Source organism: Nocardioides mangrovi (assembly GCF_020073815.1).
Taxonomy (GTDB): domain Bacteria; phylum Actinomycetota; class Actinomycetes; order Propionibacteriales; family Nocardioidaceae; genus Nocardioides; species Nocardioides mangrovi.
In genome coordinates this window covers 171,143-193,653 of record NZ_JAIQZJ010000009.1, presented here as the reverse complement: position 1 = coordinate 193,653, position 22,511 = coordinate 171,143, and the positions used below count along the sequence as shown (strand labels likewise).

At 70.8% G+C, this 22,511-nt stretch carries 23 protein-coding genes and 1 tRNA gene; 8 read left to right on the top strand and 16 right to left on the bottom strand.

All coding sequences use genetic code 11. The features are described from left to right. Positions 1-42 precede the first annotated feature (42 nt). The 4 genes from K8U61_RS16455 to K8U61_RS16440 all read left to right on the top strand — a co-directional run bounded on the left by K8U61_RS16455 (position 43) and on the right by K8U61_RS16440 (position 2,933). A complete protein-coding gene (locus K8U61_RS16455; RefSeq protein WP_224124126.1) occupies positions 43-318 on the top strand; it encodes a hypothetical protein in 276 nt (91 codons plus the stop codon). 2 nt (positions 319-320) lie between these two features. Beyond that, positions 321-560 (top strand): hypothetical protein, encoded by a 240-nt coding sequence (locus K8U61_RS16450; protein ID WP_224124125.1) that lies wholly within the window; start codon positions 321-323, stop codon positions 558-560. After that, on the top strand, positions 560-1,975 hold the full coding sequence (locus K8U61_RS16445; protein ID WP_224124124.1) for a hypothetical protein: 1,416 nt from the start codon (positions 560-562) through the stop codon (positions 1,973-1,975). The genes K8U61_RS16450 and K8U61_RS16445 overlap by 1 nt, the downstream gene beginning before the upstream one ends. A gap of 484 nt (positions 1,976-2,459) precedes the next feature. Beyond that, the gene (locus K8U61_RS16440; RefSeq protein ID WP_224124123.1) at positions 2,460-2,933 is read left to right on the top strand and encodes a hypothetical protein; all 474 of its coding nucleotides are present in this window, start codon (positions 2,460-2,462) and stop codon (positions 2,931-2,933) included. 44 nt (positions 2,934-2,977) lie between these two features. Here the strand turns inward: K8U61_RS16440 and K8U61_RS16435 are convergent, their stop codons facing one another. Both K8U61_RS16435 and K8U61_RS16430 read right to left on the bottom strand, forming a co-directional pair. Next, on the bottom strand, positions 2,978-3,202 hold the full coding sequence (locus K8U61_RS16435) for a hypothetical protein (protein WP_224124122.1): 225 nt from the start codon (positions 3,200-3,202) through the stop codon (positions 2,978-2,980). Between the two features lie 20 nt (positions 3,203-3,222). Further along, positions 3,223-3,516: a hypothetical protein gene (locus K8U61_RS16430; RefSeq protein ID WP_224124121.1), complete on the bottom strand. Its 294-nt coding sequence runs from the start codon at positions 3,514-3,516 to the stop codon at positions 3,223-3,225. A 146-nt stretch (positions 3,517-3,662) separates the two neighbouring features. Between K8U61_RS16430 and K8U61_RS16425 the strand changes: the two genes are divergently transcribed. After that, on the top strand, positions 3,663-4,556 hold the full coding sequence (locus tag K8U61_RS16425; RefSeq protein WP_224124120.1) for a hypothetical protein: 894 nt from the start codon (positions 3,663-3,665) through the stop codon (positions 4,554-4,556). Here the strand turns inward: K8U61_RS16425 and K8U61_RS16420 are convergent. The 13 genes from K8U61_RS16420 to mfd all read right to left on the bottom strand — a co-directional run bounded on the left by K8U61_RS16420 (position 4,546) and on the right by mfd (position 17,310). Next, the gene (locus tag K8U61_RS16420; RefSeq protein WP_224124119.1) at positions 4,546-5,439 is read right to left on the bottom strand and encodes a DNA-methyltransferase; all 894 of its coding nucleotides are present in this window, start codon (positions 5,437-5,439) and stop codon (positions 4,546-4,548) included. The two genes, K8U61_RS16425 and K8U61_RS16420, sit on opposite strands and share 11 nt — an antisense overlap. After that, positions 5,436-5,651: a hypothetical protein gene (locus K8U61_RS16415; RefSeq protein ID WP_224124118.1), complete on the bottom strand. Its 216-nt coding sequence runs from the start codon at positions 5,649-5,651 to the stop codon at positions 5,436-5,438. The genes K8U61_RS16420 and K8U61_RS16415 overlap by 4 nt, the downstream gene beginning before the upstream one ends. 276 nt (positions 5,652-5,927) lie before the next feature. Next, positions 5,928-6,004 (bottom strand) — tRNA-Leu (locus K8U61_RS16410). Between the two features lie 12 nt (positions 6,005-6,016). Further along, positions 6,017-6,766 carry a uracil-DNA glycosylase gene (locus tag K8U61_RS16405; RefSeq protein ID WP_308043189.1) on the bottom strand — a complete coding sequence of 250 codons (750 nt, stop codon included), beginning with the start codon at positions 6,764-6,766 and terminating at the stop codon, positions 6,017-6,019. Further along, positions 6,763-7,689 (bottom strand): Ppx/GppA phosphatase family protein, encoded by a 927-nt coding sequence (locus K8U61_RS16400; RefSeq protein ID WP_224124117.1) that lies wholly within the window; start codon positions 7,687-7,689, stop codon positions 6,763-6,765. Before K8U61_RS16400 ends, K8U61_RS16405 begins: the two co-directional genes overlap by 4 nt. Further along, positions 7,686-8,165: a DUF501 domain-containing protein gene (locus K8U61_RS16395; protein WP_224124116.1), complete on the bottom strand. Its 480-nt coding sequence runs from the start codon at positions 8,163-8,165 to the stop codon at positions 7,686-7,688. Before K8U61_RS16395 ends, K8U61_RS16400 begins: the two co-directional genes overlap by 4 nt. A gap of 12 nt (positions 8,166-8,177) precedes the next feature. Next, positions 8,178-8,759 (bottom strand): FtsB family cell division protein, encoded by a 582-nt coding sequence (locus K8U61_RS16390; RefSeq protein ID WP_224124115.1) that lies wholly within the window; start codon positions 8,757-8,759, stop codon positions 8,178-8,180. Between the two features lie 15 nt (positions 8,760-8,774). Continuing rightward, positions 8,775-10,052, bottom strand: coding sequence for a phosphopyruvate hydratase (gene eno / locus K8U61_RS16385; protein ID WP_224124114.1), 1,278 nt, complete (start codon positions 10,050-10,052; stop codon positions 8,775-8,777). Between the two features lie 32 nt (positions 10,053-10,084). Continuing rightward, complete coding sequence (locus K8U61_RS16380) at positions 10,085-12,121, bottom strand: sensor histidine kinase (protein ID WP_224124113.1); 2,037 nt, start codon at positions 12,119-12,121, stop codon at positions 10,085-10,087. A gap of 11 nt (positions 12,122-12,132) precedes the next feature. Further along, on the bottom strand, positions 12,133-12,498 hold the full coding sequence (locus K8U61_RS16375) for a response regulator (RefSeq protein WP_224124112.1): 366 nt from the start codon (positions 12,496-12,498) through the stop codon (positions 12,133-12,135). A gap of 9 nt (positions 12,499-12,507) precedes the next feature. Next, complete coding sequence (locus K8U61_RS16370) at positions 12,508-13,128, bottom strand: nucleoside triphosphate pyrophosphohydrolase (protein WP_224124111.1); 621 nt, start codon at positions 13,126-13,128, stop codon at positions 12,508-12,510. Positions 13,129-13,138: 10 nt separating this feature from the next. Further along, the gene (locus K8U61_RS16365; protein WP_224124110.1) at positions 13,139-13,771 is read right to left on the bottom strand and encodes a SurA N-terminal domain-containing protein; all 633 of its coding nucleotides are present in this window, start codon (positions 13,769-13,771) and stop codon (positions 13,139-13,141) included. Further along, entirely contained in the window at positions 13,768-17,310 is a 3,543-nt protein-coding gene (gene mfd / locus K8U61_RS16360; protein ID WP_224124109.1) for a transcription-repair coupling factor, read from the bottom strand. The genes K8U61_RS16365 and mfd overlap by 4 nt, the downstream gene beginning before the upstream one ends. A 297-nt stretch (positions 17,311-17,607) precedes the next feature. On the opposite strand from mfd, the gene K8U61_RS16355 reads away from it, so the two are divergent. The 3 genes from K8U61_RS16355 (at position 17,608) to K8U61_RS16345 (ending at position 21,644) form a co-directional block, all read left to right on the top strand. After that, positions 17,608-18,609, top strand: coding sequence for a hypothetical protein (locus K8U61_RS16355; RefSeq protein WP_224124108.1), 1,002 nt, complete (start codon positions 17,608-17,610; stop codon positions 18,607-18,609). After that, the gene (locus K8U61_RS16350; RefSeq protein WP_224124107.1) at positions 18,606-20,606 is read left to right on the top strand and encodes a hypothetical protein; all 2,001 of its coding nucleotides are present in this window, start codon (positions 18,606-18,608) and stop codon (positions 20,604-20,606) included. Before K8U61_RS16355 ends, K8U61_RS16350 begins: the two co-directional genes overlap by 4 nt. 171 nt (positions 20,607-20,777) lie before the next feature. Beyond that, entirely contained in the window at positions 20,778-21,644 is an 867-nt protein-coding gene (locus tag K8U61_RS16345; protein ID WP_224124106.1) for a hypothetical protein, read from the top strand. Positions 21,645-21,667: 23 nt separating this feature from the next. Here K8U61_RS16345 and K8U61_RS16340 read toward each other — a convergent pair whose 3' ends face one another. Then, positions 21,668-22,327, bottom strand: a complete 660-nt coding sequence (locus tag K8U61_RS16340) for a helix-turn-helix transcriptional regulator (protein WP_224124105.1) — start codon at positions 22,325-22,327, stop codon at positions 21,668-21,670. Positions 22,328-22,511: the final 184 nt, after the last annotated feature.

Below are 22,511 nucleotides of genomic sequence, written 5' to 3'. Positions count from 1 at the left end.
GCCTCGAAGGGTCAGGCAATCCCCCGAGAGAGGTGAACTGAGATGGCAAAGGGACTGGTCTTCTACGTGCTCGCGCAGGCCGACGTCAATCTCCTCGCGCAGATCGGCGCGGGGCGGCGTGTGGGTCTGCTCCCGCTCGCGGCTGGCGAGGAGTACCCCGCGATGGTGGTGCGGAACCCGGTCAACGGCGACAGCAACCTGCACGACCTGCTGGTGTTCGTGGACGGCACAACGCCGTACTTCTGCCGCGAGCGCCAGGCGGGCGCCGGGCAGGCTGGCACATTCAACGCCGTCGCCCAGAAGACGCCGGTCGGCTGACCATGCCGAACGGACCGATTGAGTTCCTGGGTGAGGAGCCGCTGCACTACACGCCCCCTGCTGAGTACGGCGGTGCGGACGGGTTGATCCAGCCCCCGCCCCACCCGATGACACCGAGCGAGGCGAACGCGGCCATCGTGCGCGCGGGCATGTACGGCGACCTGCTGGACGACGGCATCGTGACCGACCCGGCGACCGGGCGCATCGTGCCGCCTGAACTGAACGCCCCTGGCGGTGCGTGATGACGGTCAACTACTTCATGGTGACCAAGGGTGGCGAGGACCTCGCCGCCCCCGGCTACCTGCCGCTTGCGCGCGGCGCGGGACCGGCGACGACCGCCGTTGCAGACAAGCGCCGAACCCCGTTCCGGACCAATCTGCTGCCGAACCCGTCGTGGGAGCCCAACACCAGCGGATGGTCATACCGGAACGTTTCGACGTTCGCCCGTACTAACGCTCAGGCGGCTGCCGGTGACTACTCGGTTCTGCTCACCAAGAGCAGCGTCGGAACGGACATGGGCCCGGTGCTCAGCACGCCCGGCAGTGCTGTCTCAGTCGCGGTGACTGACCTTGCGCTCTGGTTCAGCGCCCGGCCCGTCTCGACCGCACGAAGCGTGAAGGCGACGGTGTATGCGTACGACGCGAGCGACACCCTGCTCAGCACGACGGACTACCCGCTTGGCTCGGAGGTCGCTGGCCAGTGGACGACGCACGCCGACTTCGTGACCGTCCCGAGCGGCACCACAAAGGTCGGCGTTGACCTGCTGGTGGTGGGTGCAGCGGCTGGTGAGCAGCACTACTTCGATGACGCGTGGCTGGTGCCTGCGGTCGCGCCCAGCGTCACGGGTGTCCCTGCAGACCTCAGCGGGGTCTGGTCGCTGTGGAAGGACGACAACACCCTGTTCAGTACGCCTGACCGTCAGACGATGGTGCCCCCGAGCGGCTTCCAGCGGTCCGTGTTCCGCGCGGTCCGTGATCCGAGCATCTTCACCGACGACTCCGCCAACCCGCTCGCCCTTCAGGTGTACAACCACGGCTGGTTGCTCGCCGAGCGGCTGGCGGCCTACTTCCAAGACACGCACGAGTACGACCTGACGTGGGACATCGCCCAAGACGAGATCACCATCGTCCCGGTGACGGGCGCGTCGGTCGTCAACGACGGGCGGGGCTTCCACGGCTTCCAGACGGTGACCTGGCCCGGCTCGTCGGTGGGGGTGGGCACCCTCCGTCAACTGATCTCCGGCGATGAGGGCAGCACTCGCAAGGTCGCGGCGATCATCGACCTGCTCGCCGGACTGATGACAGCCGGCCAGATCAATGCCATCGGTGATCAGTACACCGCCAACAAGACGGCGATCCTCGCGGCCTACGGAAACCTTCAAAGTGTGGCTGGCGCGGGCCTAGAAGAGGCGAGCATGTCGGCCGCACAGAAGCAGTACCAGTTCCGGATGCCACTCAACGTCAAGCTTGCGCTCGCCGCGCGGTTCCTGACGCAGAGCAAGGACGGTGCGAGCCCCATCCTCAACGGCATCACGTTTGCGATGCAGGCGATCACCGCTAAGGAGGCCGGTCTGATCGGCGCGACCTTCACGACCGCCAACTACGAGACGATGACCGACCCCATTGACAACGTCCTGGCGATGCCCTCGGGCTACTGAGTCACCCCGAGCCGGGTAGCCCGTCCCTGCTCGGCTCGGGGTCTGAGCCCGCTTCCCGCCCGTCGAGACGGGTCGGGACACCCTCCGGGCGGGAGGCGAGGCTACGCCGGGGCCGGGATGCCACACGAGGCGTCCGCAAACACAGAATGCCGCCACGCACAGGGTTCGACTGGGCCCGAGGGCCGTCGCGTGGCGTCAATCCGCCTACGGTCCGTTTGCTGTCGCCGCCGTGCCCTACCCTGCGGGCGAGGCGAGCCATCGACAGGCGGAGGACAACATGGCACAGCGACCAGAGGAGCCTTCTGCTGTCTTCGGGCAACCGGAACTCCCCATCGAGGGAGTGGAGCCCCTAACGGCCGTCCAGCGCATCGAACATTGGCTAACGACTGCCCCTGAGGGTGCACGGGATCGCGACGCGTTCTCAGCAAGGCTCTATCTGGCCGATGACGCGACCCGTGCGCAGCGAGCGGAGCGCTGGGTACGCGTGACCGAGATCTATGAAGCTTGCACCCATGAGTGGGGCGCACTCGTGCATGGCGGCATGGAGACGATGTGGCTACTGGACGAGTCCGCCCACGCCATTGTCAACGGACTCTGGCTGTCCTCCTTGCTCTGCAGTCACGCGGCGTGCGAGCGTCACCTGGCGGGACTGCTCCTCTTCCATGAGGAGTCGCTGCCACCCCGGTGGCGGCAGTGGGGGTTAGGAACCCTCCTCGACGCGGCGAAGGATCGCGACATGCTCCCGGACGACTTGCACGAGCCTCTGTCGAGCCTGAATGAAGCACGCAAGGTGTCGGCGCACTTCAAGCCGCCACTACATAACGGCTCCCTGTTCAGCCGCGCAATGGACTCCGGCCACCCCGACGCTTACGCAGCCACAGAGGGCATCGCGGAGGCAGATGCGTTCAGCGCATACGCCACAGCGCGGGCATTGGTGCACCGAGCGCGCGTCAGGTAGATGTGATCCGACCCCCGCCCAGGTAGTAGGCAGGGGTCGGTCGGTCAGGCTTCGGTGCCAGCCGGCCAGGAACGCTCCAGCCACTCAGCGGGCGGCTTGCCGGGCTGCGGTCGCCACAGGTAGCCCTCGCCCTCGGGGCCGGTGCAGCGGACGACCAGTTCCCCGGCCTGGGTCGAAACGCTCAGGTGCTGCATGAACCACTCGATGGCTGACTCGGGGTCGGGCATGTTGTCGATGCCAACGTTGATGCTGAACCGGTACTCGCCCATGCCGGCAGGGTAAGCCTCGGTCACGACGCCTTCTTGGCGGTGCGCTTCGGCGCGGCCTTCTTCACGGTGGGGGTGGGCAGGTCGAGCAGACCGTCTGCAAGCTTGTCGGCCTTGCCCGCCGCGATGGCCTTGCACTTCGGGCAGAACTGCGCCGGGGTCGAGCCGTTCTTCCAGGCCGCGCCCCGATTCGGCGCGGTCGTCGTCGCCCCGTGGTTGAGGCAATCGGTCGTCCAGACCTCGCCCTCCTTGCGGGTCCAGGTGGTTGCCCCGGTCGAGCGGGACACGGCGTGGCGGGTGTTGGCAGTCGCGGGCATGGGAGCCTCCATCAGTCGATGGTTGCTGAATGCAACCAAATGTCGCGACGCTACGCCAGCCGCATGGCGATGGAAAGTTGTGCAGGTCGAGGCGCGCAGGGCCGTTGTGCCGCGCAGTTGAGCCCGTCTGTCATAACCTGCCCACCGTGCCTCGCTTCATCGAACTTGTGCAGACCGACGCCGCTGGGACGCGGGATCCCGCCGACCTCCCGGTGGAGTTGCCCTATCACCTGGCACCGCGTGACATCTTGCGGTGCGTCGAGGACCTGCACCAGTTGCTCCACGACCTGAATACGCAACTGGATGACAAGGGCTACGAGCGCTTGGAGGAGTTGCTGGACCCGGCGGGCTTCTCTGGCTTGATGAGCCGGGCGGTCGTGGACAACATCCACCGGCAGTCTCGTGCGCTTGACCGCAATGAGTACCACAACGGCTACCCGGACCTCGTGCCTCACGGTGTCTACCCGCAGAACAAGGCCCAGCACGGCGACAGAGGCGGGTTGGAAGTCAAGGCCAGCCGATACGACGGGTCCTGGCAGTCGCACGGCCCGCGAGCGGGATGGTTCTGCGTGGTCCAGTTCGAGATCGACGATGACGAGGACAAGGCGCTCAAGGATCGTGAGCCGACGCGCATCCGCGCAGTGATGATCGCGGAACTCACGAAGGACGACTGGTCGTGGCAGCCGGCCAAGGAGGACCGCATTCGCTCGGGCACGGCGAGTGTCAAGGTCACCGGTCGCTACAAGTTGCGGGCCGGTGCTGTATGGGTTGATCCCGACTATGAAGATGAACACCAGCGGCTATTGAGCAGGGCCAAGCTCGAATCCTGGGCGGAGTCTCGGGATGAGGCGGTCCTCGCCTACTTCACGACCCATCCGGACGACGAGGTCAAGAAGCAAGACGTGATCGACTGGCTGGCCGCTGAGCACGGCCTTGAATCCGACGACATCAAGGGGCGGGTCGGTACTGGCATCACTAACCTGGTCAAGACTGGGCAGGTCGAGAGAGTGAAGCCCGGAGTCTTCCAACTCACTCCTTGACGGTCAGTGACGCAAGCTTGGGGATGCCCGCCTTAGCGATCTTGATGTACTCAGGATCGAGTTCTACCCCAACGCTGCGGTAGCCGACCGCCTCGGCCGCTGCAAGCGTCGAGCCCGACCCGGCGAACGGATCCAGCACGACCCCCTCCCCCAGCGGCAGGATCGCGCGCACAACCTTTCGCAGGAACGCCTGTGGCTTGAGGCTCGGGTGGTTCGCCAGCGCTCGCTCGTTGGGACGGGTGGGGGCGGACTTGATCACGTCGCCAAACGGCTGCTCGTCGGACGGCCTCCGGAGGCCACCTGTGCCCCACTTGCGCAGGTTGTCCTGCACCCGGCCTTCCAGCGGCTTGCGGAACAGGAGCCACGGCTCCCACTGCGAGCGCGGCATGACGGACACGTCGGGAAACTCGTCGTGAGCGTTCTTGGGACGGTCGCCGCCACGCATTGTCATGACCAACCGAGCGATCTCGCCTCGGCGCTCAAACCCTTCTTCGGCCACCGCGCCCGCGATCAGATACGACAGAAGAGGGTTGCATGCAATCAGCACGTGCGCGCCGGGCACGAGTGCCGGGTGCAGAGCACGTGCCCACAGGCCGAAGAAGACGCTGAGTTCCTCTACCTGCGCATGTGTCAGTGTCGTGAAGCGGGGCAGCGGTGCGCGCTTATGACCGTCGTACGACGGCGGGATGCGCCAGACGCCGCCCTTGCCGTTGCGGAGCTTGACTTGCTGCTCCTTGGTGTATTCCAGCAGGCCATACGGTGGGTCTGTCACCACGCCGTGGATGCTCTTCTCCGGCTGCGCCATCAGCCAGTCCAGACAGTTGCCCTTGAACAGTGATGCATTGCCGTGAGTGAAGGCGGGCTTGGGTGGAGCCTTGCTCATCGCTTCGATGCAAGCTTGTAGCGACCGCGTGCGGTGCGGGCAAAGGTGCCAGGAGTGTTGAGGTTCAGGTAGGAGCGCACCGACGAGCCTGGCACGTCGCGCCCCAACTTCTTGTTAACGGCTTCGGTGATGTCTTGGACGTGCGCATCCCCGCGATGCCCCGTCATGAACTCGATGATGGCGTCGCGTACCTCGCCCGGTCGATTGGCCATGACCCTCTCCCTCGTTAGACGTCTGGACGTCAGACGCACACTACAACCCGCGCACTAGCCAGGTTGGGGAAGGCCCGCCGCGCGTCGTACGGCGAAGTTCATCACCGTCCACCGACACCGCGTTGGCGCTGGGATCACAGTAACCCGGGGTAGCCCGAGGTAGCCCGGTCGGGGTTGCACCCGTTGACGTAGCGCCCGAGTAGCGCCGAACGGCTGCAGCCGGACGCTTCCCTACGGACGAGCCGTGCGTTTCCGCTGGTCAGCGGGGTGCCGATGTGGTGCCCCCGCTGGGATTCGAACCCAGACTGAGCCGCTTTTAAGACGGCTTCCTCTGCCGATTGGGATACGGGGGCCGCATCGATCGCTCAGGGCATTCTTCCAAGCGCGGCGGCGCGGGCGAGGACGTCGTCCGTCATCTGCTCGGTGAGTCGGCCGGTGAAGGTGTTCTGCTGGCTGGGGTGGAAGGAGCCGAGGAGCGTCACCTCGCCGGACGGGGTGGGCAGGGTGGTCTCGGCGCCGTGACCGAATCCGGCGGTTGAACGGACGTTCGACCAACCCAGATGCGCCCAGGTCCGCAGGGTCGCGTCCCAGCCGAAGCGGCCGAGCGCGACCACGACGCGCAGCGAGTCCTGGACCAGCACGAGCTCGCGCTCCAGCCAGGGCGCGCAGGTGTCGCGCTCGGCGACCGTCGGCTTGTTGGCGGGCGGGGCGCAGCGGACCGCGGCGACGATGCGGGTCTCGGGGAGCTCGAGGCCGTCGCCGAGGTGGGTGCTGGTCGGCTGGTTGGCGAGGCCGACCCGGTGCATCGACGCGAAGAGCCAGTCGCCGCTGCGGTCGCCGGTGAAGACCCGGCCGGTGCGGTTGGCCCCGTGGGCGGCCGGGGCGAGCCCCACGACCAGGATCCGCGGAGCGGCCGCTCCCCAACCGGGGACGGGACGGCCCCAGTAGGTCTCGTCGGCGTACGCCGCGCGCTTGGTCCGGGCGACGTCCTCGCGCCAGCGCACGAGACGCGGGCAGGCGCGGCACTCGCAGATCCGCGCGTCGAGCTCGTCGAGGTCGACGCCGCCGGCGAGACGGCGTACCTGCGCCGCGGAGCGCGCGACCGGACGGGTCACGTGCCTGGGGTCCAGCCGGCCGAGACCGACCAGGCCGCCCCGTCGAGGATGTCGGCCTCGGAGACGACCATCGTCGCGGCCCCGGACCGGCGCAGCACCTGCGCCAGGATCAGCACCCCGGCGGCGATCACGTCCGCGCGCCCCGGGTGCATCGACGGCAGCGCACGGCGCTCGGCGACGGTCATCGCGACGAGGCGGTCGACGGTCGCGAGCACCTCGGCGACCGGGAGCTCGAGCTGGTCGACGGCCTCGCGGGAGTAGGCCGGCAGGTCGAGCGCGACGGCGGCCAGCTGGGTGACCGTGCCGGCGACGCCGACCACCGTGGCCGCACGGGCGGGGTCGACCGGGCAGGCGTCGAGGTGGGCATCGATGTCGGCGACGCAGGCCGCGACCTCGGCCGCCGTGGGCGGGTCGGAGTGCAGGTGACGCTCGGTCATCCGGACCGACCCGATGTCCATGGAGTCGGCGGACTCGGGGGCGGTCGAGCCGAGGATCAGCTCGGTGGAGCCGCCACCGATGTCGATCACCAGCACCGGCGTCGCCGGCGGGGTGCGCAGCCCCCGCACCGCCCCGTCGAAGGACAGCGCCGCCTCGACGGCGCCGGCGACGACCTCGGGCTCGACACCCAGGCGCTCACGGACCCCGGCGACGAAGACGTCGGCGTTGGCCGCGTCGCGGGTCGCGGACGTCGCGACGAAGCGCACCCGCTCGGGCGGGACCCCGTAGGACCGGATCAGCTCGGCGTACTCGTCGATCGCGGCGAACGCTCGCGTCATCGCCTCGTCGGCGATCCGCCCGGTGCGGTCGAGGTCCTGGCCGAGCCGGACCATCCGCATCTCCCGGACGTCCACGTCCGGCAGCGCCCCGATCAGCAGCTTGATCGTGTTGGTGCCGCAGTCGATCGCGGCTACACGCGAGGTCATACGCAGGGCCCGGACTCCCACCAGGACCCGAGCAGGTCGAGCACCTCGTCGCCGAGCGGGTTGACCCCGCGACCCATCGCCAGCGACTGGCCGGCGAGGACGTGCAGGCACTTGACCCGGTCGGGCATGCCGCCGGCGGAGATGCCCTCGATCTCCTCGACGTGGCCGAGGCCGGCGCGGTAGGCCAGGTAGCGCTCGTGCGCGCGCCGGTAGGCCGCGGCCAGCTCCGGGTCGTCCGCCAGCCGGTCCTGCATCTCCTTCATCAGGCCGGAGCCCTCGAGGGTGCCGATCCGGGACGCCGCCCGCGGGCAGGTCAGGTAGAAGGTGGTCGGGAAGGGCGTGCCGTTGGGCAGCCGCGGCTCGGTCGTGACCACGTCGGGGTTGCCGCACGGGCAGCGGTGCCCGATCTCGTGGATCGCGCGCGGCTCGCGGCCGAGCTGGGCCTCGATGGCGGAGACGTCGGCGGGCTCGATCACCCGCCGATCATCTCAGTTGCCGATCTTGTCGAGCTTGGTGGCCGGTTCCGGGTCCGGCTTGGGCGGGTTGCCGGCCAGCTCGACCGACTTCCACGCGGTGCTCCACCAGGCGGTCGGCTGCTTCGGCGCGATCACCGTGTCGGGGTCGCTCAGGGTGCTCTGCTGGTCGAGGGCCTTGCCGTCCTCGTCGAGCACGACGTACGACGTCTCCCCCGGCATCACGTAGTTGAGCTCGCGCGCCTGGGCCCGGACGTACGCCGGGTCCTGCCAGCGCCGCTTCTCCCGCTCGAGGTCGCTGATCTTCGCCTCGCGCAGGGCGATCTGGTCCTGGAGGTCGGTGATGTGCGCCCGCTGCTGGAGGTAGGCCTTCATCGACGACGCGTAGGAGATCGTCAGCAGCGCCAGCACGAGGACGAGCACCACCGCGCGGCCGGTGACCCGCGACCGCCGCGGGACAGCGGCCGCCCCGCCGCCCGGCGCCGCGGTGATCCGCGGCAACCGGGCCGACGATGACGTGGACGACTCCCGCCGGGGTCCGGAGCGGCCGCGGGGTCGCGGCCCGCGCGACGGGGTACGACGGGGCTCGGCGGGCATGCCTCCTAGGGTCGCTCAGGCACCGTAGCGAGGGAACGCCGACGCGCCGGAGTAGCGCGCCGCATCTCCGAGCTCGTCCTCGATCCGCAGCAGCTGGTTGTACTTCGCGACCCGGTCGGAGCGGGCCGGGGCACCGGTCTTGATCTGGCCGCAGTTGGTGGCGACGGCCAGGTCGGCGATCGTGGTGTCCTCGGTCTCGCCCGAGCGGTGGCTCATCATGCAGCGGAAGCCGTTGCGGTGCGCGAGCTCGACGGAGTCGAGGGTCTCGGTCAGCGAGCCGATCTGGTTGACCTTCACCAGCAGCGCGTTGGCCTGGCCGCCGGTGATGCCGCGCTGGAGCCGCTCGACGTTGGTGACGAAGAGGTCGTCGCCGACGAGCTGGGTCTTGGTGCCGAGCTGGTCGGTGATGGCCTTCCAGCCGTCCCAGTCGTCCTCGTCGAGCGGGTCCTCGATCGAGACGATGGGGTACGACGCGACCAGGTCGGCGTAGTAGGCGGTCATCTCCTCGGCCGACTTGGTGCCGCCCTCGAAGCGGTAGGCGCCGTCGGTGAAGAACTCCGACGCGGCGACGTCCATCGCCAGCGCGATGTCCTTGCCGAGGGTGAGGCCGGCGGCGGAGACGGCCTCGGCGATGAGGTCGAGCGCGGCGCGGTTGCTCTCGAGGTCGGGGGCGAAGCCACCCTCGTCACCGAGGCCGGTCGAGAGGCCCTTCTTCTTCAGCACGGACTTGAGCGCGTGGTAGACCTCCGCGCCCGAGCGCAGCGCCTCGCGGAAGGTCGGGGCGCCGATCGGCGCGATCATGAACTCCTGGACGTCGACGTTGGAGTCGGCGTGGGCGCCGCCGTTGAGGATGTTCATCATCGGCACCGGCAGCAGGTGGGCGTTGGGTCCGCCGACGTAGCGGTAGAGCGGGAGGCCGGCGGAGTCGGCGGCCGCGCGCGCGACGGCGAGCGAGACGCCGAGGATCGCGTTGGCGCCGAGCTCGGCCTTGTTGGGGGTGCCGTCGAGGTCGAGCATCACCTGGTCGACGAGCCGCTGGTCGTCGGCGTCGATGCCCTCGACCGCCGGCGCGATCTTCTCGATGACGCCCTGGACGGCCTTCTCGACGCCCTTGCCGCCGTAGCGGTCGCCGCCGTCGCGCAGCTCCACGGCCTCGAACGCACCGGTGGAGGCGCCGCTGGGCACCATGGCCCGGGCGAACGCGCCGTCGTCGAGGAGCACCTCGACCTCGACAGTGGGGTTGCCGCGCGAGTCGAGGATCTCGCGGGCGCCGACAGCTTCGATGGATGCCATGCCAGCAGCCTAGTGCGACCGGCGGCCCACGATCAGTCCCGGTCGGCAGCCGGGAAGGTGACGCTCATGGTGGTGCCGCCGGTGGCCGCGTTGGTGGCGGCCCAGGCGGTGCCCTCGTGGCGCTCGGCGATCCGCTTGACGATGGAGAGACCGAGGCCGGTGCCGCGGTAGCCGCTGTCGGCGTGCGCGCGGTGGAAGGTGTCGAAGACCCGGGACTGCTGGTCCTCGGGAATGCCGATGCCGTTGTCGCTGACCTCGATCAGCACCATCGGCTGCCCGTTGCCCTCGGCCAGCACCGTCGCGGCGACGACGATCTCCGGGACGGTTCCGGGCGCGACGTACTTGACCGCGTTGCCGACCAGGTTGTCGATCACCTGGCGCAGCAGCACCGGCTCGGCGAGGACGGCCGGCAGGGCGGGCGGGACGACGATCTGCGGCGGCTCGGCGTCCTGGACGCGGGCGGCGTCCACCCGGGCGCGGGCGACGTCCGCGGCGACGGCGCGCAGGTCGACGCGGACGGGGTTGATCCTGAGGTCGCGGGCGGTCGTGTAGGCGAGCAGGTCGCTGATGAGGTGCTGCATGCGCTGGGCGGCACGCACGATCCGCTCGAGCTGGTCGGCCTGCATGTCGGGGGGTACGGCGACGCCGGCCCGGGCCTCCTCCAGCAGCGCCTCCGACCAGCCCTCGACGACCGTCAGCGGGTTGAGGAGGTCGTGGGCGACCACGCCGGCGAAGGAGGCCAGCTCGTCGCGCTCACGACGGTCGGACGTGACGTCGTGGTAGACCGACACCACCAGCGGCGGGTCGCTGTCCGGCACCGGCCGGGCGGTGACCGCGAGGACCCGGCCGTCGGGAGCGGCAGCGTTGCGGACGAAGACGTCGAGCGGCTCCCCGACCTCGCCCGTCATCGCTCGTGCGATCGGACCCTCGCCGGGCGCGATCTCACGGCCGTCGACGTGGAAGATGCCGTACGACGAGCTCTCGACCCGGCCCTGGTCGTCGGTGCGCGTCTCGCCGACCAGGTGGGCGGCGGCGGGGTTGCGGAGCACGAGCCGGCCGTCGGCGCCGAGGACGCTGACGCCGTCGGCCATGGTGTCGAGGATGGTGCGCAGCATCGTGGCCTGGTTGCGCTGCTCGACCTCGGCGCGGGCGATCCGCCGGTTGAGCCGTAGACCCTCCCGCCGTGCCACGGACAGGACCAGGTTGATGCTCACCACGACCACGATGTAGGACTGCACGACGATCTGGCGGGTGTCGACGTCGTCGATCGTCGAGAAAGGCCCCTCACCGAGCAGCGTGAAGAGCACGACGGCCGCCGCCACGAGCAGCGCGTGGATGTCGGCGACCCACGAGCTGAAGCGGGCGCCCGCCCACACGCAGGTGCCGAGCAGCAGGAAGGGCACGGGCAGCTCGTCGTTCACGACGAAGACCAGCCACGCCGCCACGATCGTCACCAGGCCGAGGAAGCCCGCCTCGATGAACCCGCCGCGGCCGATCCCGGCCAGGCCCTCCGCCTCGCGCGCCCGCGCAGCGTTGCGGGCGAGGAGGGACAACGGGAAGATCGCGAGCACGGCGACGGCGTTGCGCAGCACCCAGGTCACGAGCGCGACCCAGCTGCCGTCGGTCAGGAACAGGATCGTGGTCGGACCGGTCAGCGCGGCCGCGACCGCGGACAGGAGCGACGCCGCCATCAACAGCCCCAGGTCGCGCTGTCCCTGGACGCCCGGCGGCGGCTCGTCCCCGAACCCCCACATGGCGGGGCACCACCGGCTCAGCAGCACCCCGAACACGACGACCTGCACGACCGTCCCCACCGCCAGCCCGAGGGCGAGTCGGCTGGGAGCACCGGTCAGGTCGTTGACCGCCCAGGCGCAGACGAACATCACCAGGGCGTCGGCGACCAGCAGCCGCTGCCAGCCGGTCGCCGCGAACCACGCGGCCGCGACGCCGGCGGCGGGCCAGGCGAGAGCGAGGCCGCCGTCGCCGGGGACGGTCTGCCGCCCGAGCACCGCGGCGAGGACGAAGAACGCGGCGAACCCCGCCTGGTCGAGCAGCCGGACCCGAGTCACCGGCCGCCTCCTCAGGCGCCGAGGGCCCGCCGGGCGGCGGCCCGCAGGTCGTCGGGGTCGAAGGGCTTGGCGACGCGCTCGGCGCCGGTGCGCTCGATCCGCTCGATCACCTCGCCGGTCCACTGGACGGTCACGAAGACGGCGGGCAGGCCCGGCCACACCTCGGAGATCTCGCCGTAGAGGTCGACGCCGTCGGTGTCGGGGAGCGCGTAGTCCATGAGCACCACGTCGGGCCGGTAGTCCGGCTCGTCGGCGCGCAGCGCGCGGAGCGCAGCGGCGGACTGCACTCCCCGCAGCTCGTGCCCGTCGGTGAGCATGCAGTGCGCGATCCAGTCACGTACGTCGGCGTCGTCCTCGACGATCAATACCCGAGCCACGCGGCGACCCTAATCGCCCTCGGCCTCCCTGTGGAGGCGACGTACCGCATCGCGGAGCGTTTGCTCCGGGTCGACGCCCTCGGCGCGGGCCTCGCGTACCAGCGCCAGCAGCCGGCCCCCCAGCGAGTCGTCGGGCTCCACGTCCGCGCCCGCGCGCTCCAGCCGGTCGACGACCTTGTCGGCGTAGAGCAGCGCGGGCAGCGTGTCCGGCAGCCCCTCGGTGACGGAGGTACGTCGCTTCTCCTGCGCCTTGATCGACTCCCAGACCTCGTTGATCTCGGCGGGCGTGCCGGCCTCGGCTCGCTGCCCACCCTCCGGGGCGAAGACGTGCGGGTTGCGGCGGTGCATCTTGGCGGTGATGTCGGCGGCGACGTCGTCGAGCGTGAACTCGCCGGCCTCCTCCGCGATCACGGCGTGGAAGTAGACCTGGAGCAGCAGGTCGCCGAGCTCCTCGCGCAGCAGCTCGCCGTCGCCGGTGTCGATCGCCTCGAGGGTCTCGTGGGTCTCCTCGAGGAGGTAGCGGGCCAGCGAGCGGTGGGTCTGGCCGGCCTTCCAGCTGCACTCGGCGCGCAGCCGGCGCATCACCTCGAGGAACTCGAGCAGGGGCTCACCCGAGGCCGGGGTCGTCATCGGTCGCGGATCAGCCGCAGCGCTGTGTCGCCGGCAGGGCCCCGACGTAGGTGGCGTCGGGGCTGTCGGCGCCGGCCTTGGTCGCGGTGTCGCTGACCGCGTAGGACAGGCTGGTGTCGGTGAGCGAGGCCTTGCCGTCGCCGAGCGCGACGCCGTAGCGCGGGTTGATCTCGACGTCGTGGTCGGTGAGCCACTGGTCGAAGAGCTTCTCGCCGTCCGAGCCGACCGACTTCGCGACCGCGGCGGCGTAGAGCTCGGCCCCGCCGACCTCGATCACGGCGTCCTTCTGGTCGTCGGTCAGGCCCTTGAACTGCCCGCCCTTGTCGGCCTGGTCGATCGTCTTCTGGTACGACGCATCGGCGGTCACGCCCTCGTCGTCGGCGAACTGCTCGGCCGCCGACCGGAGGGTCAGACTGCCGGCGACGCGCGCGTTGACCTGGCTGAGCGGCACCGGCTGCCCCTGGAGCTGCGGCGCGACCGCGGGGCAGTAGACGGACGCGACGTCGCGCACCTGCGCGTCGGACACGGTCTGGTCCCCGACCCGGGCGGCGACGCCCGGGCTGAAGTCGGGCACCGAGCCGCAGCCGGTCAGCAGCACGAGGGCGGCCACGGCGAGGCCGATCGATGCGGGTACGCGCGTCACTTGCTCTCCTGGGGGTCGATGACGGAGTCGATCACCTGCCGCGCCCATTCAAGCAGGGCGATCCCATCGAGCGGGCGACCTCCGATGACCGCGGTCTGCGGGCGCGGCACCAGGATGGTGCTGACGGGCGCCTTGACGATGGACTTGGGGTAGAGCCGGTTGAGCCGGACCACCCGCGAGTCGGGCAGGTCGACCGGCGCGAAGCGGACGTTCTTGCCCGCGATCGTGACCTCGCCGATGCCGGCCTGGCGGGCCCGGGCCCGGAACCGCGCGACCAGCAGCAGCGAGACGACCTCGACCGGCGGCTCGCCGTAGCGGTCGAGGAGCTCCTCGTTGATCAGGTCGACGTCGTCGTCGGAGCGGACCTCGGCGAGCCGCTTGTACATCTCCAGCCGGAGCCGCTCGCTCGGGATGTAGCCGTGCGGCAGGTGGGCGTCGACGGGGAGCTCGATGCGCACCTCGTTGAGCTCCGGCTCGCCCTCGCCCTTGAACTCGTGCACGGCCTCGCCGACCAGCCGCACGTAGAGGTCGAAGCCCACGTCGGCGATGTGGCCCGACTGCTCGCCGCCGAGCAGGTTGCCGGCACCGCGGATCTCGAGGTCCTTCATCGCGATCGCCATGCCACCCCCGAGGTCGGAGTGCTGGGCCAGCGTCGCGAGCCGCTCGTGCGCCGTCTCGGTCAGCGGCTTCTCCGAGGGGTAGAGGAAGTAGGCGTAGGCCCGCTCGCGCGAGCGGCCCACCCGGCCGCGGAGCTGGTGGAGCTGCGAGAGCCCGAGGGTGTCGGCGCGCTCGATGATCATCGTGTTGGCGTTGGACACGTCGAGGCCCGACTCGACCAGGGTCGTGCAGACCAGCACGTCGAAGCGCTTCTCCCAGAAGTCGAGCATCACCTGCTCGAGCTGGCGCTCGTTCATCTGGCCGTGCGCGGTCGCGACCCGTGCCTCGGGCACCAGCTCCTGGATCCGCTGCGCGGCCTTCTCGATCGAGTTGACCCGGTTGTGGATGTAGAAGACCTGGCCCTCGCGCAGCAGCTCGCGGCGTACCGCGGCGATCACTTGGCGGTCCTCGTAGCCGCCGACGTAGGTGAGCACCGGGTGGCGCTCCTCCGGCGGGGTGGTGATCGTGGACATCTCGCGGATGCCGGTGATCGCCATCTCGAGCGTGCGCGGGATCGGGGTCGCGCTCATCGACAGCACGTCGACGCTGGTGCGCAGCCGCTTCATCTGCTCCTTGTGCTCGACGCCGAAGCGCTGCTCCTCGTCGACGATGATCAGCCCGAGGTCCTTGAACCGGACGTCGGGGTTGAGCAGCCGGTGGGTGCCGACGACGATGTCGATGGACCCGTCGGCCATGCCCGCCATCACCTCACGGGCCTCGGCGTCGGTCTGGAAGCGGCTGAGCCCCTTGAGCACGACCGGGAAGCCGCTCATCCGCTCGGAGAACGTGCTGAGGTGCTGGGTGACCAGCAGCGTGGTCGGCACCAGGACGGCGACCTGCTTGCCGTCCTGGACCGCCTTGAACGCCGCGCGCACCGCGATCTCGGTCTTGCCGTAGCCGACGTCGCCGCAGACCAGCCGGTCCATCGGCACGGTGCGCATCATGTCGCCCTTGACCTCGTCGACCGTGCTCAGCTGGTCGGGGGTCTCCTGGAAGGGGAAGGCGTCCTCGAGCTCGCGCTGCCAGGGGGTGTCCGGGCCGAAGGCGTAGCCCTGCGTGGCCTGCCGCGCGGCGTAGAGCTTGATCAGCTCGGCGGCGATCTCGCGGACCGCCTTGCGGGCCTTCGCCTTGCGCTTGGTCCAGTCGGAGCCACCGAGCCGGTCGAGGCTGGGCTGCTCGCCGCCGACGTAGCGGGTCACCTGGTCGAGCGCGTCGGCCGGGACGTAGAGCCGGTCCGGCGGACCGCCGCGCTTGGAGGCGCCGTACTCGAGGACGAGGTACTCGCGCACCGCTCCCCCGACCTCGCGCTGCTTCATCTCCACGAAGCGGCCGACGCCGTGCTGCTCGTGGACGACGTAGTCGCCGGCGCTCAGCTCGAGGGGGTCGATCTGCTTCTTGCGGCGGGCCGGCATCCGCCGCATGTCGCGGGTGGAGGCCCGCTGGCCGGAGAGGTCCTCGCCGGTGAGCACCGCCAGTCGGTTGGCGTCGTCGACGAACCCCTGGGCGGCGGCGCCGCAGGTGATGGTGACGACGTCGGTGGAGAGGTCGGAGACCTCCTGGAGGTCCTCGGCGACGCGGGCGGGCACGTCGTGCTCGGCCAGCACCTCGCGCATCCGCTCGGCCGGGCCGTGGCCGGCGTGGATGACGACGACGCGGTAGCCGTCGCCACGCCAGCGGGCGATGTCGGCGATCGCGCGCTCCATCTCACCCCGGTAGGCGTCGGCCGGATGGGCGGGTAGGGCTCGACTGCGCACGGCGTCGACGTCGGTCACGTCGTCGGACTCGATGCCGAAGGGGCTGACCGTCCACCAGGGCTTGCCCTGGGCGAGGGCGTGCGCCCGGACGTCCGCGATCTCGCGGTAGGAGGCCGCGCCGAGGTCGATCGGCGCCGTGCCGCCGCCCGCGGCCGCCGCCCAGCTGGCGCCCAGGAACTCCTCGCTGGTCGCGACCAGGTCGTGGGCGCGGGTGCGCGCCCGCTCGGGGTCGAGCACGAGGACGTGGGTGTCGTCGGGCATCAGGTCGACGAGCAGCTCCATCTCGTCGACGAGCACCGGCGAGAGCGACTCCATGCCCTCCACGGCGATGCCGGCGGCGATCTTGTCGGTGAGCTCGAGCAGCTGCGGGTGCTGCCGACCGAGCTCGGCGGCCCGCTCGCGGACCTCGTCGGTGAGCAGCAGCTCGCGGCAGGGCGGCGCCCAGAGGCGCTCGACCTTCTCCAGGGTGCGCTGGTCGGCGACGGAGAAGGAGCGGATCTCCTCGACGTCGTCACCCCAGAACTCCACGCGCAGGGGGTGCTCCTCGGTCGGCGGGAAGACGTCGACGATGCCGCCCCGGACCGCGAACTCGCCGCGCTTCTCGACCAGGTCGACCCGGGAGTAGGCCGCGCCGCTGAGCCGGCGTACGACGTCCTCGAGCGGCGCGGTGTCGCCGGGCGCGAGCTCGACCGGCTCGAGGTCGGCCAGGCCCTGCACCTGGGGCTGGAGCACGGAGCGGACCGGCGCGACGACCACCTGGAGCGGGCCGTTGGACACGTCGTCGCCGGGGTGGCGCAGCCGGCGCAGCACCGCGAGGCGGCGGCCGACCGTGTCGCTGCGGGGGCTCAGCCGCTCGTGGGGCAGCGTCTCCCAGCTCGGGTAGTAGGCGATCCCGGCCGGGTCGAGGACGTCGCCGAGCGCGGCGACCAGGTCCTCGGCCTCACGGGAGGTGGCGGTCACTGCGAGCACGGTCCGGCCCGCGCCGACGAGGCCGGCGACGACGTAGGGCCGCAGCGCCTCGGGACCGGTGAGGTCGAGCGCCGGCAGCCGGCCGCCACGGGCGTCGGCCATCGCCTCGTCGAGGGTGGGGTCGGCGAGGACGGCGGCGGCGAGGCCGGAGAGGTGCACGGGTGGCTCCGAGGGGTCTGGACAGCACGAACGCCCCCGGTCAACAGGTGACGGGGGGTGAGGTCGGCCAGTCTACGGACGCCCGCCGACACCCCGGCCCGGGCGCCGCGTCCAGATAACACCCCGAACCGCGCCCAACCTCGTCAAAACTGGGGAAAACCGTGCCTGGGTGTCTCAGTTCCGTCCGAAATCAGGTTTGCGACCCGGCCGATGGCGCATAAACGCCCTGAGTTTGCCAGGCCGATGAGCGTTCGGGGGTCCGCTGTCGGTCGATACCCCCGAAAGGACTCCTCCAGCATGCGCACCACCGCCCTGCTCCTGGCTGCCCTGTTGCCGGTCGGTCTCCTCGGACTCACCTCCGGGGGCCACGCGGCCTCGGCGCCCAGCCCGACCCGAGCGGTCACCGACCGCACCTCCGACCCCACCTCCAGCCGCACCTCCGGCCGCACCGCCGACCGGGCCGCCGGCTGCCCGATCGCGCCGCGCTGGCACCGCACCGCCACCCGCTTCGGCGTCAGCCTCGGCAGCAACGGCGGCGGCTCCATGAAGGACGACCTCACCACCGAGGAGCGACGCTTCGGCACCCGGGTGCCGGTCGTCCGCACCTGGGACGACACGATGCCGACCCGCACCCCGTGGTCGGAGAAGAAGCGGTGGTACGGCAGCCGGTGGGTCGTCACCTCGATCCGGGTCACGCCGCAGGACGTGCTCAGCGGCCGCTACGACCGCGACCTCCGGCAGTACTTCCGCACCGCGCCGCGCCGTACCCCCATCTTCTGGAACTACTGGCACGAGCCCGAGGACGAGATCCGCGCCGGCCAGTTCACCGAGCGGCAGTACGTCCGCGCCTGGCGGCACGTCGCCCGGATCGCGGGCTCCTTCTGCCGCGACAACCTCTACCCGACGCTGGTCCTCATGGGCTGGACCGCCAACAGCGCCGCCACGCCGACGTGGCAGCAGGTCGACCCCGGACGCCGCTTCGTCTCCGTCTACGCCTGGGACCCCTACAACGGTGCGCTCGGCGACGCGCGTGAGTACGTCGCGCCGCGCCACCTCTTCTCCCCGGTCGTCCGGGCGTCGAAGAAGTCCCATCGCCCGTTCGCGATCGCGGAGACCGGGTCGGTCCGGGTCCCCGGCGACACCGACGGCTCCGGCCGGGCGCGCTGGCTCGACAAGGTGCACACCTACGCCCGCCAGCACCACGCCGTGTTCGTGACCTACTACCAGTCGACCCGCAACGGCGACTTCGAGCTCCGGGAGAACCCGGAGATCCGCGTCTGGCGAAAGGCGATGCGATGAGCACCCCCCAGCACCGGGCCGGGGACCCCGGCCCCGCAGCCCCCGGCGCGCACGCCGGCCACCGCCGCGCCGAGCGCGCTCCGCGGCCCACCCTCCGCAGCCGCGGCCTGCCCGCCGTCCTCGCCGTCACCCTGGTCGTCACCGGCATCGTCGTCGGCGCCGTCCACCTCGGCGGCTCCGGTGACCGCGCCTGGGCGAGCACCGTCGTCAAGGACAACCGGATCTCCGTGCTGGCCGGCGTCGCCCGCAGCACCTACGACCGCGACGCGATGTGGACCGTCGGCACGTCGGCGGCCAACGCCGCCGACGGCGGCGCGATCCTCGCGGTCGACACCAGCGGCGCGACCGTCGCCCACGTCGACATCACCGGCGACGTCACCGGCGGGTGGCAGGACATCTCCGCCGGGCCGGGGCACACGCTCTGGATCGCCGGGGTGGCCCGGGTCTGGAAGCACGCGACCGTCGTGCCCGTCTTCTCGATCTCCGAGCCCAGCGATCTCGCGCAGACCTCCGCACGGGCGACCCGCTACAAGCTGCGGATCCCGAGTCGCGAGAAGGGTGTCCAGTCGCTCCTCGTCCAGCCGAGGTCGGGCCGCGTGTACCTCGCGACCGACCGCGACCACCACGGCAAGCTCTACGTGGCTCCGGAGAAGCTGTCGAGCACGACCGTCAACCGGGTCGAGAAGGTCGCCAAGATCCCGGCCGGCATCTCCGGCGGGACCTTCGGCACCCGCGGCGACGGGCTGGTGCTCGTCGACGACGACACCACCTATCTCTACGCCGCACCCGGGGCCGACCCCAGCTCGCGCGCCCTGCCGGACGAGGCCGACCCGACCGGCGTCAGCGTCGACCGCCGGGGACGCACGCTGCTGGTGAGCAGCAGCCGGAACCGTGCGATCTACCGCATCCCGCTCGCGCCGGACGACTGGCCGACGATCCCGGGCGTCACCCTGCCGACCCTGCCGATCCCGAGCAGCACGGCGCCGACGACGTCGCCCACCCCGACGCCGACCCGCACCCCGACGCCGACCCCGACGCCGACGCCGACGCGCACCCCGACACCGACGACGTCGCCGACCCAGACGACCCAGCCGACCCCGAGCGGCACGATGGGCATCGGCATGTACAGCGGGTCCTTCTCCTACGAGTCGTTCAAGTCCGACTTCGCGACCTACCCGGCCGTGGAGACGACGTACCTCAACGCCGACCAGGTGACGACGCCGAACATCAGCCGGCACGAGGCGCAGATCGACCACGGCATCAGCCCCGTGATCACCCTGGGCTACAAGAACGGCCCGTTCACGCGCGCCCAGATCGCCGCGTGGGGCTCGGACGTGCAGGCCTACTTCAAGGAGTTCGTCGCGGGCCTGAAGACGCTGAGCGACTACGCCGCGAAGGCCGACAACGGCACCCACGTCTACTTCGCGGACGAGCACGAGGCGCAGATCAAGATCAACCAGGACAAGTACGCCTACTCGGCGTACGGCTCCAGCCAGAAGCCGACGACGCAGGACTCGGCGGCCGCCTGGAACAAGGTGATGGGCTACGTGCGCACGGCGGCCCCCGACGTCGTGCGCACGTACTGGTACGGCGGATCCGGCGCGAACGAGGACACCTATGCGAGCCTCCTCGAGCCGTCGCTGATCCAGATGGCGACCTTCGACCCCTACCGGTGGCGGCACGACTCCGCCAGCGACACCCCGCAGAGCCTGTGGGGGTCGAAGATCTCGTCGCTGAAGTCCAAGTCCTGGATGAAGAACGCCGATGGGTCGCTCAAGCCCTGGGGCCTGACCGAGTGGGGCACGGACGCCTCGCTGGGCGACTCCGCGAACGCCACCTTCATCACCAACGCGATGGACTACCTCCGCCAGCAGGGCGCGTCGTTCGCCGTCTACTTCAACCGGGTCGACGGCAACGACACGACCAACGACTTCGTGATCACCGACGGGAGCCAGCCCAAGTCGCTCGCGGCGTTCCGCGCCGAGGTCCAGCAGTAGGTCGTTCCTCTACCGAGGGAGGAAGGAGCCGCGGCCCGGCGCACCCTGCCGGGCCGCGGTTCTCCTCGTGTTGAGACGGTCGCACGACGCTCGGACGCGCGGCATGCCCTAGAAGCGGTATATGGGGCGGGGTCCCGGCCACGGCGCGGGAGCCGTCACTACGGTCGCCTCATGATCGGGGGAACTGGTCTCAGCCGTGCGCGCACGCGCGCACGCCGGGCGGTGGGCGTGCCGACGCTCGCCGGCCTCTCCGTGGCCGTCCTGCTGCTGGCCGGCTGCGACCTCAGCGACGACGAGGACACGCACGCCGCCTCGACCCCGGTGACGGCGTCGCCCAGCGCGAGGCCGCACACCGGCCGGACCGTCCTGCTCGAGGACGACCACGGCCGGCCTGCGCAGGCGGGCACCGCGGCGGTCGAGGTCCGGGTGGCCGCGCTGGACGGCGGCTCGGTCGCCGCGTCCGCGGGACCGGACGGCGCACGCGCGATCGCCTTCCCGCCGTACCGCGCGACCGGGACCTACCCACGCGCGGTGGTGGTGGTGACCAACAAGGGGGACGACGACGAGCTCAACCCCGGCACGGCGGCCTTCACGTGGGGCACCGACTTCAAGATCGACGCCCGCTCGGAGGGCCGCACGGAGGACAACGGCGACAACCTCGTCCAGCGAGGGATCTACAGCGAGCCGACGCTCTACAAGGCGGAGCTCGACCTCGGCCGACCCGCGTGCGTCGTCCAGGGGGTCGACGGGATCGTGACGATCCGCTCGTCCACCGCCGTCATCCCGGGTATCTGGTACCACATGGAGTGCCGCCGGGACGGCGCCGAGGTGACGGTGACCTCGTGGCCCCTCGACGACCCCAACGACCGCACGACCCGGATCGGCGTCGGGCCGACCGGTGACGTCACACCGGTCGAGCCCAGCATCCCGCTGTCGGTGGGCGGCAAGGTCTCGCAGACCGGAGAGGTGATCAAGTCGGCGACCGACCAGCTGAACGGCGACCTGGCCCGGCCGTTCCTGGAGATCGACGGCGCCTGACCCCGACTCGGGACACGCCCCCGCTAGCCCGCCCGGTGGCGGGGGGACGCTCCCCAGCCGCTGCGCCGCGCGAGGGCGACCGCCTGGATCTGGCTGCTGACGTCGAGCTTGCCGAGCAGCGACTTCACCTGGGTGCGCACGGTGTGCTCGGAGACCACCGACCGAGAGGCGATCTCGCGGACCGTGCGGCCGGCCATCAGCTGCCGCAGGATCTCCTGCTCCTTGCGGGACAGGCTCGCGAACCGGCGGTGGGCGGCGTGGTGCCGGTCGCGCGCGTCCCGGTAGATCGCGACCAGCCGCGCGCGCTCCGAGCAGGACAGCTGCTCGGGCTCCTCGGCGGCGGCGGCGTCGACGACCTCCAGCAGGTCGGCCAGCGGCCGCGACTTCGACACCACGGCGTGGGCGCCGGCCGCGAACGCGGCGCCCTGCTCGACCGGGTCGTCGCCGTCGATGACGGCGATCACCGGATGGCCGCGGTCGACGAGCTCGCTGAGGACCGCGTCGCCGTCCTCACTGCCGATCCCGAAGTCGACGCCGAGCACGACGACGTCGGGTCGGGTCTCCTCCACGCGGCGCACCTGCGCCGCTGCGCTCCTGGCCCCGACCGCGATCGCCCGGGCGCGATAGCCCCGGCGTTCGAGTACGTGGCCGACGACCTCCACGAAGAGTCCGTGACGGTCCATGATCGTGATGCGTGACTGTGACACGCCGTTCCCCCGAACGGTGAGCAGGCGCGACCGGGCACGACATCCCCATGGGTGCCACGGGCGCACCGGAGTGCGGATGGGTCACGCCGAGTCGATCCCCCTGTCACAGCATGTCTACCCACCTGTGCACGGAGTCACACGTATCAGGACGAATATCCCC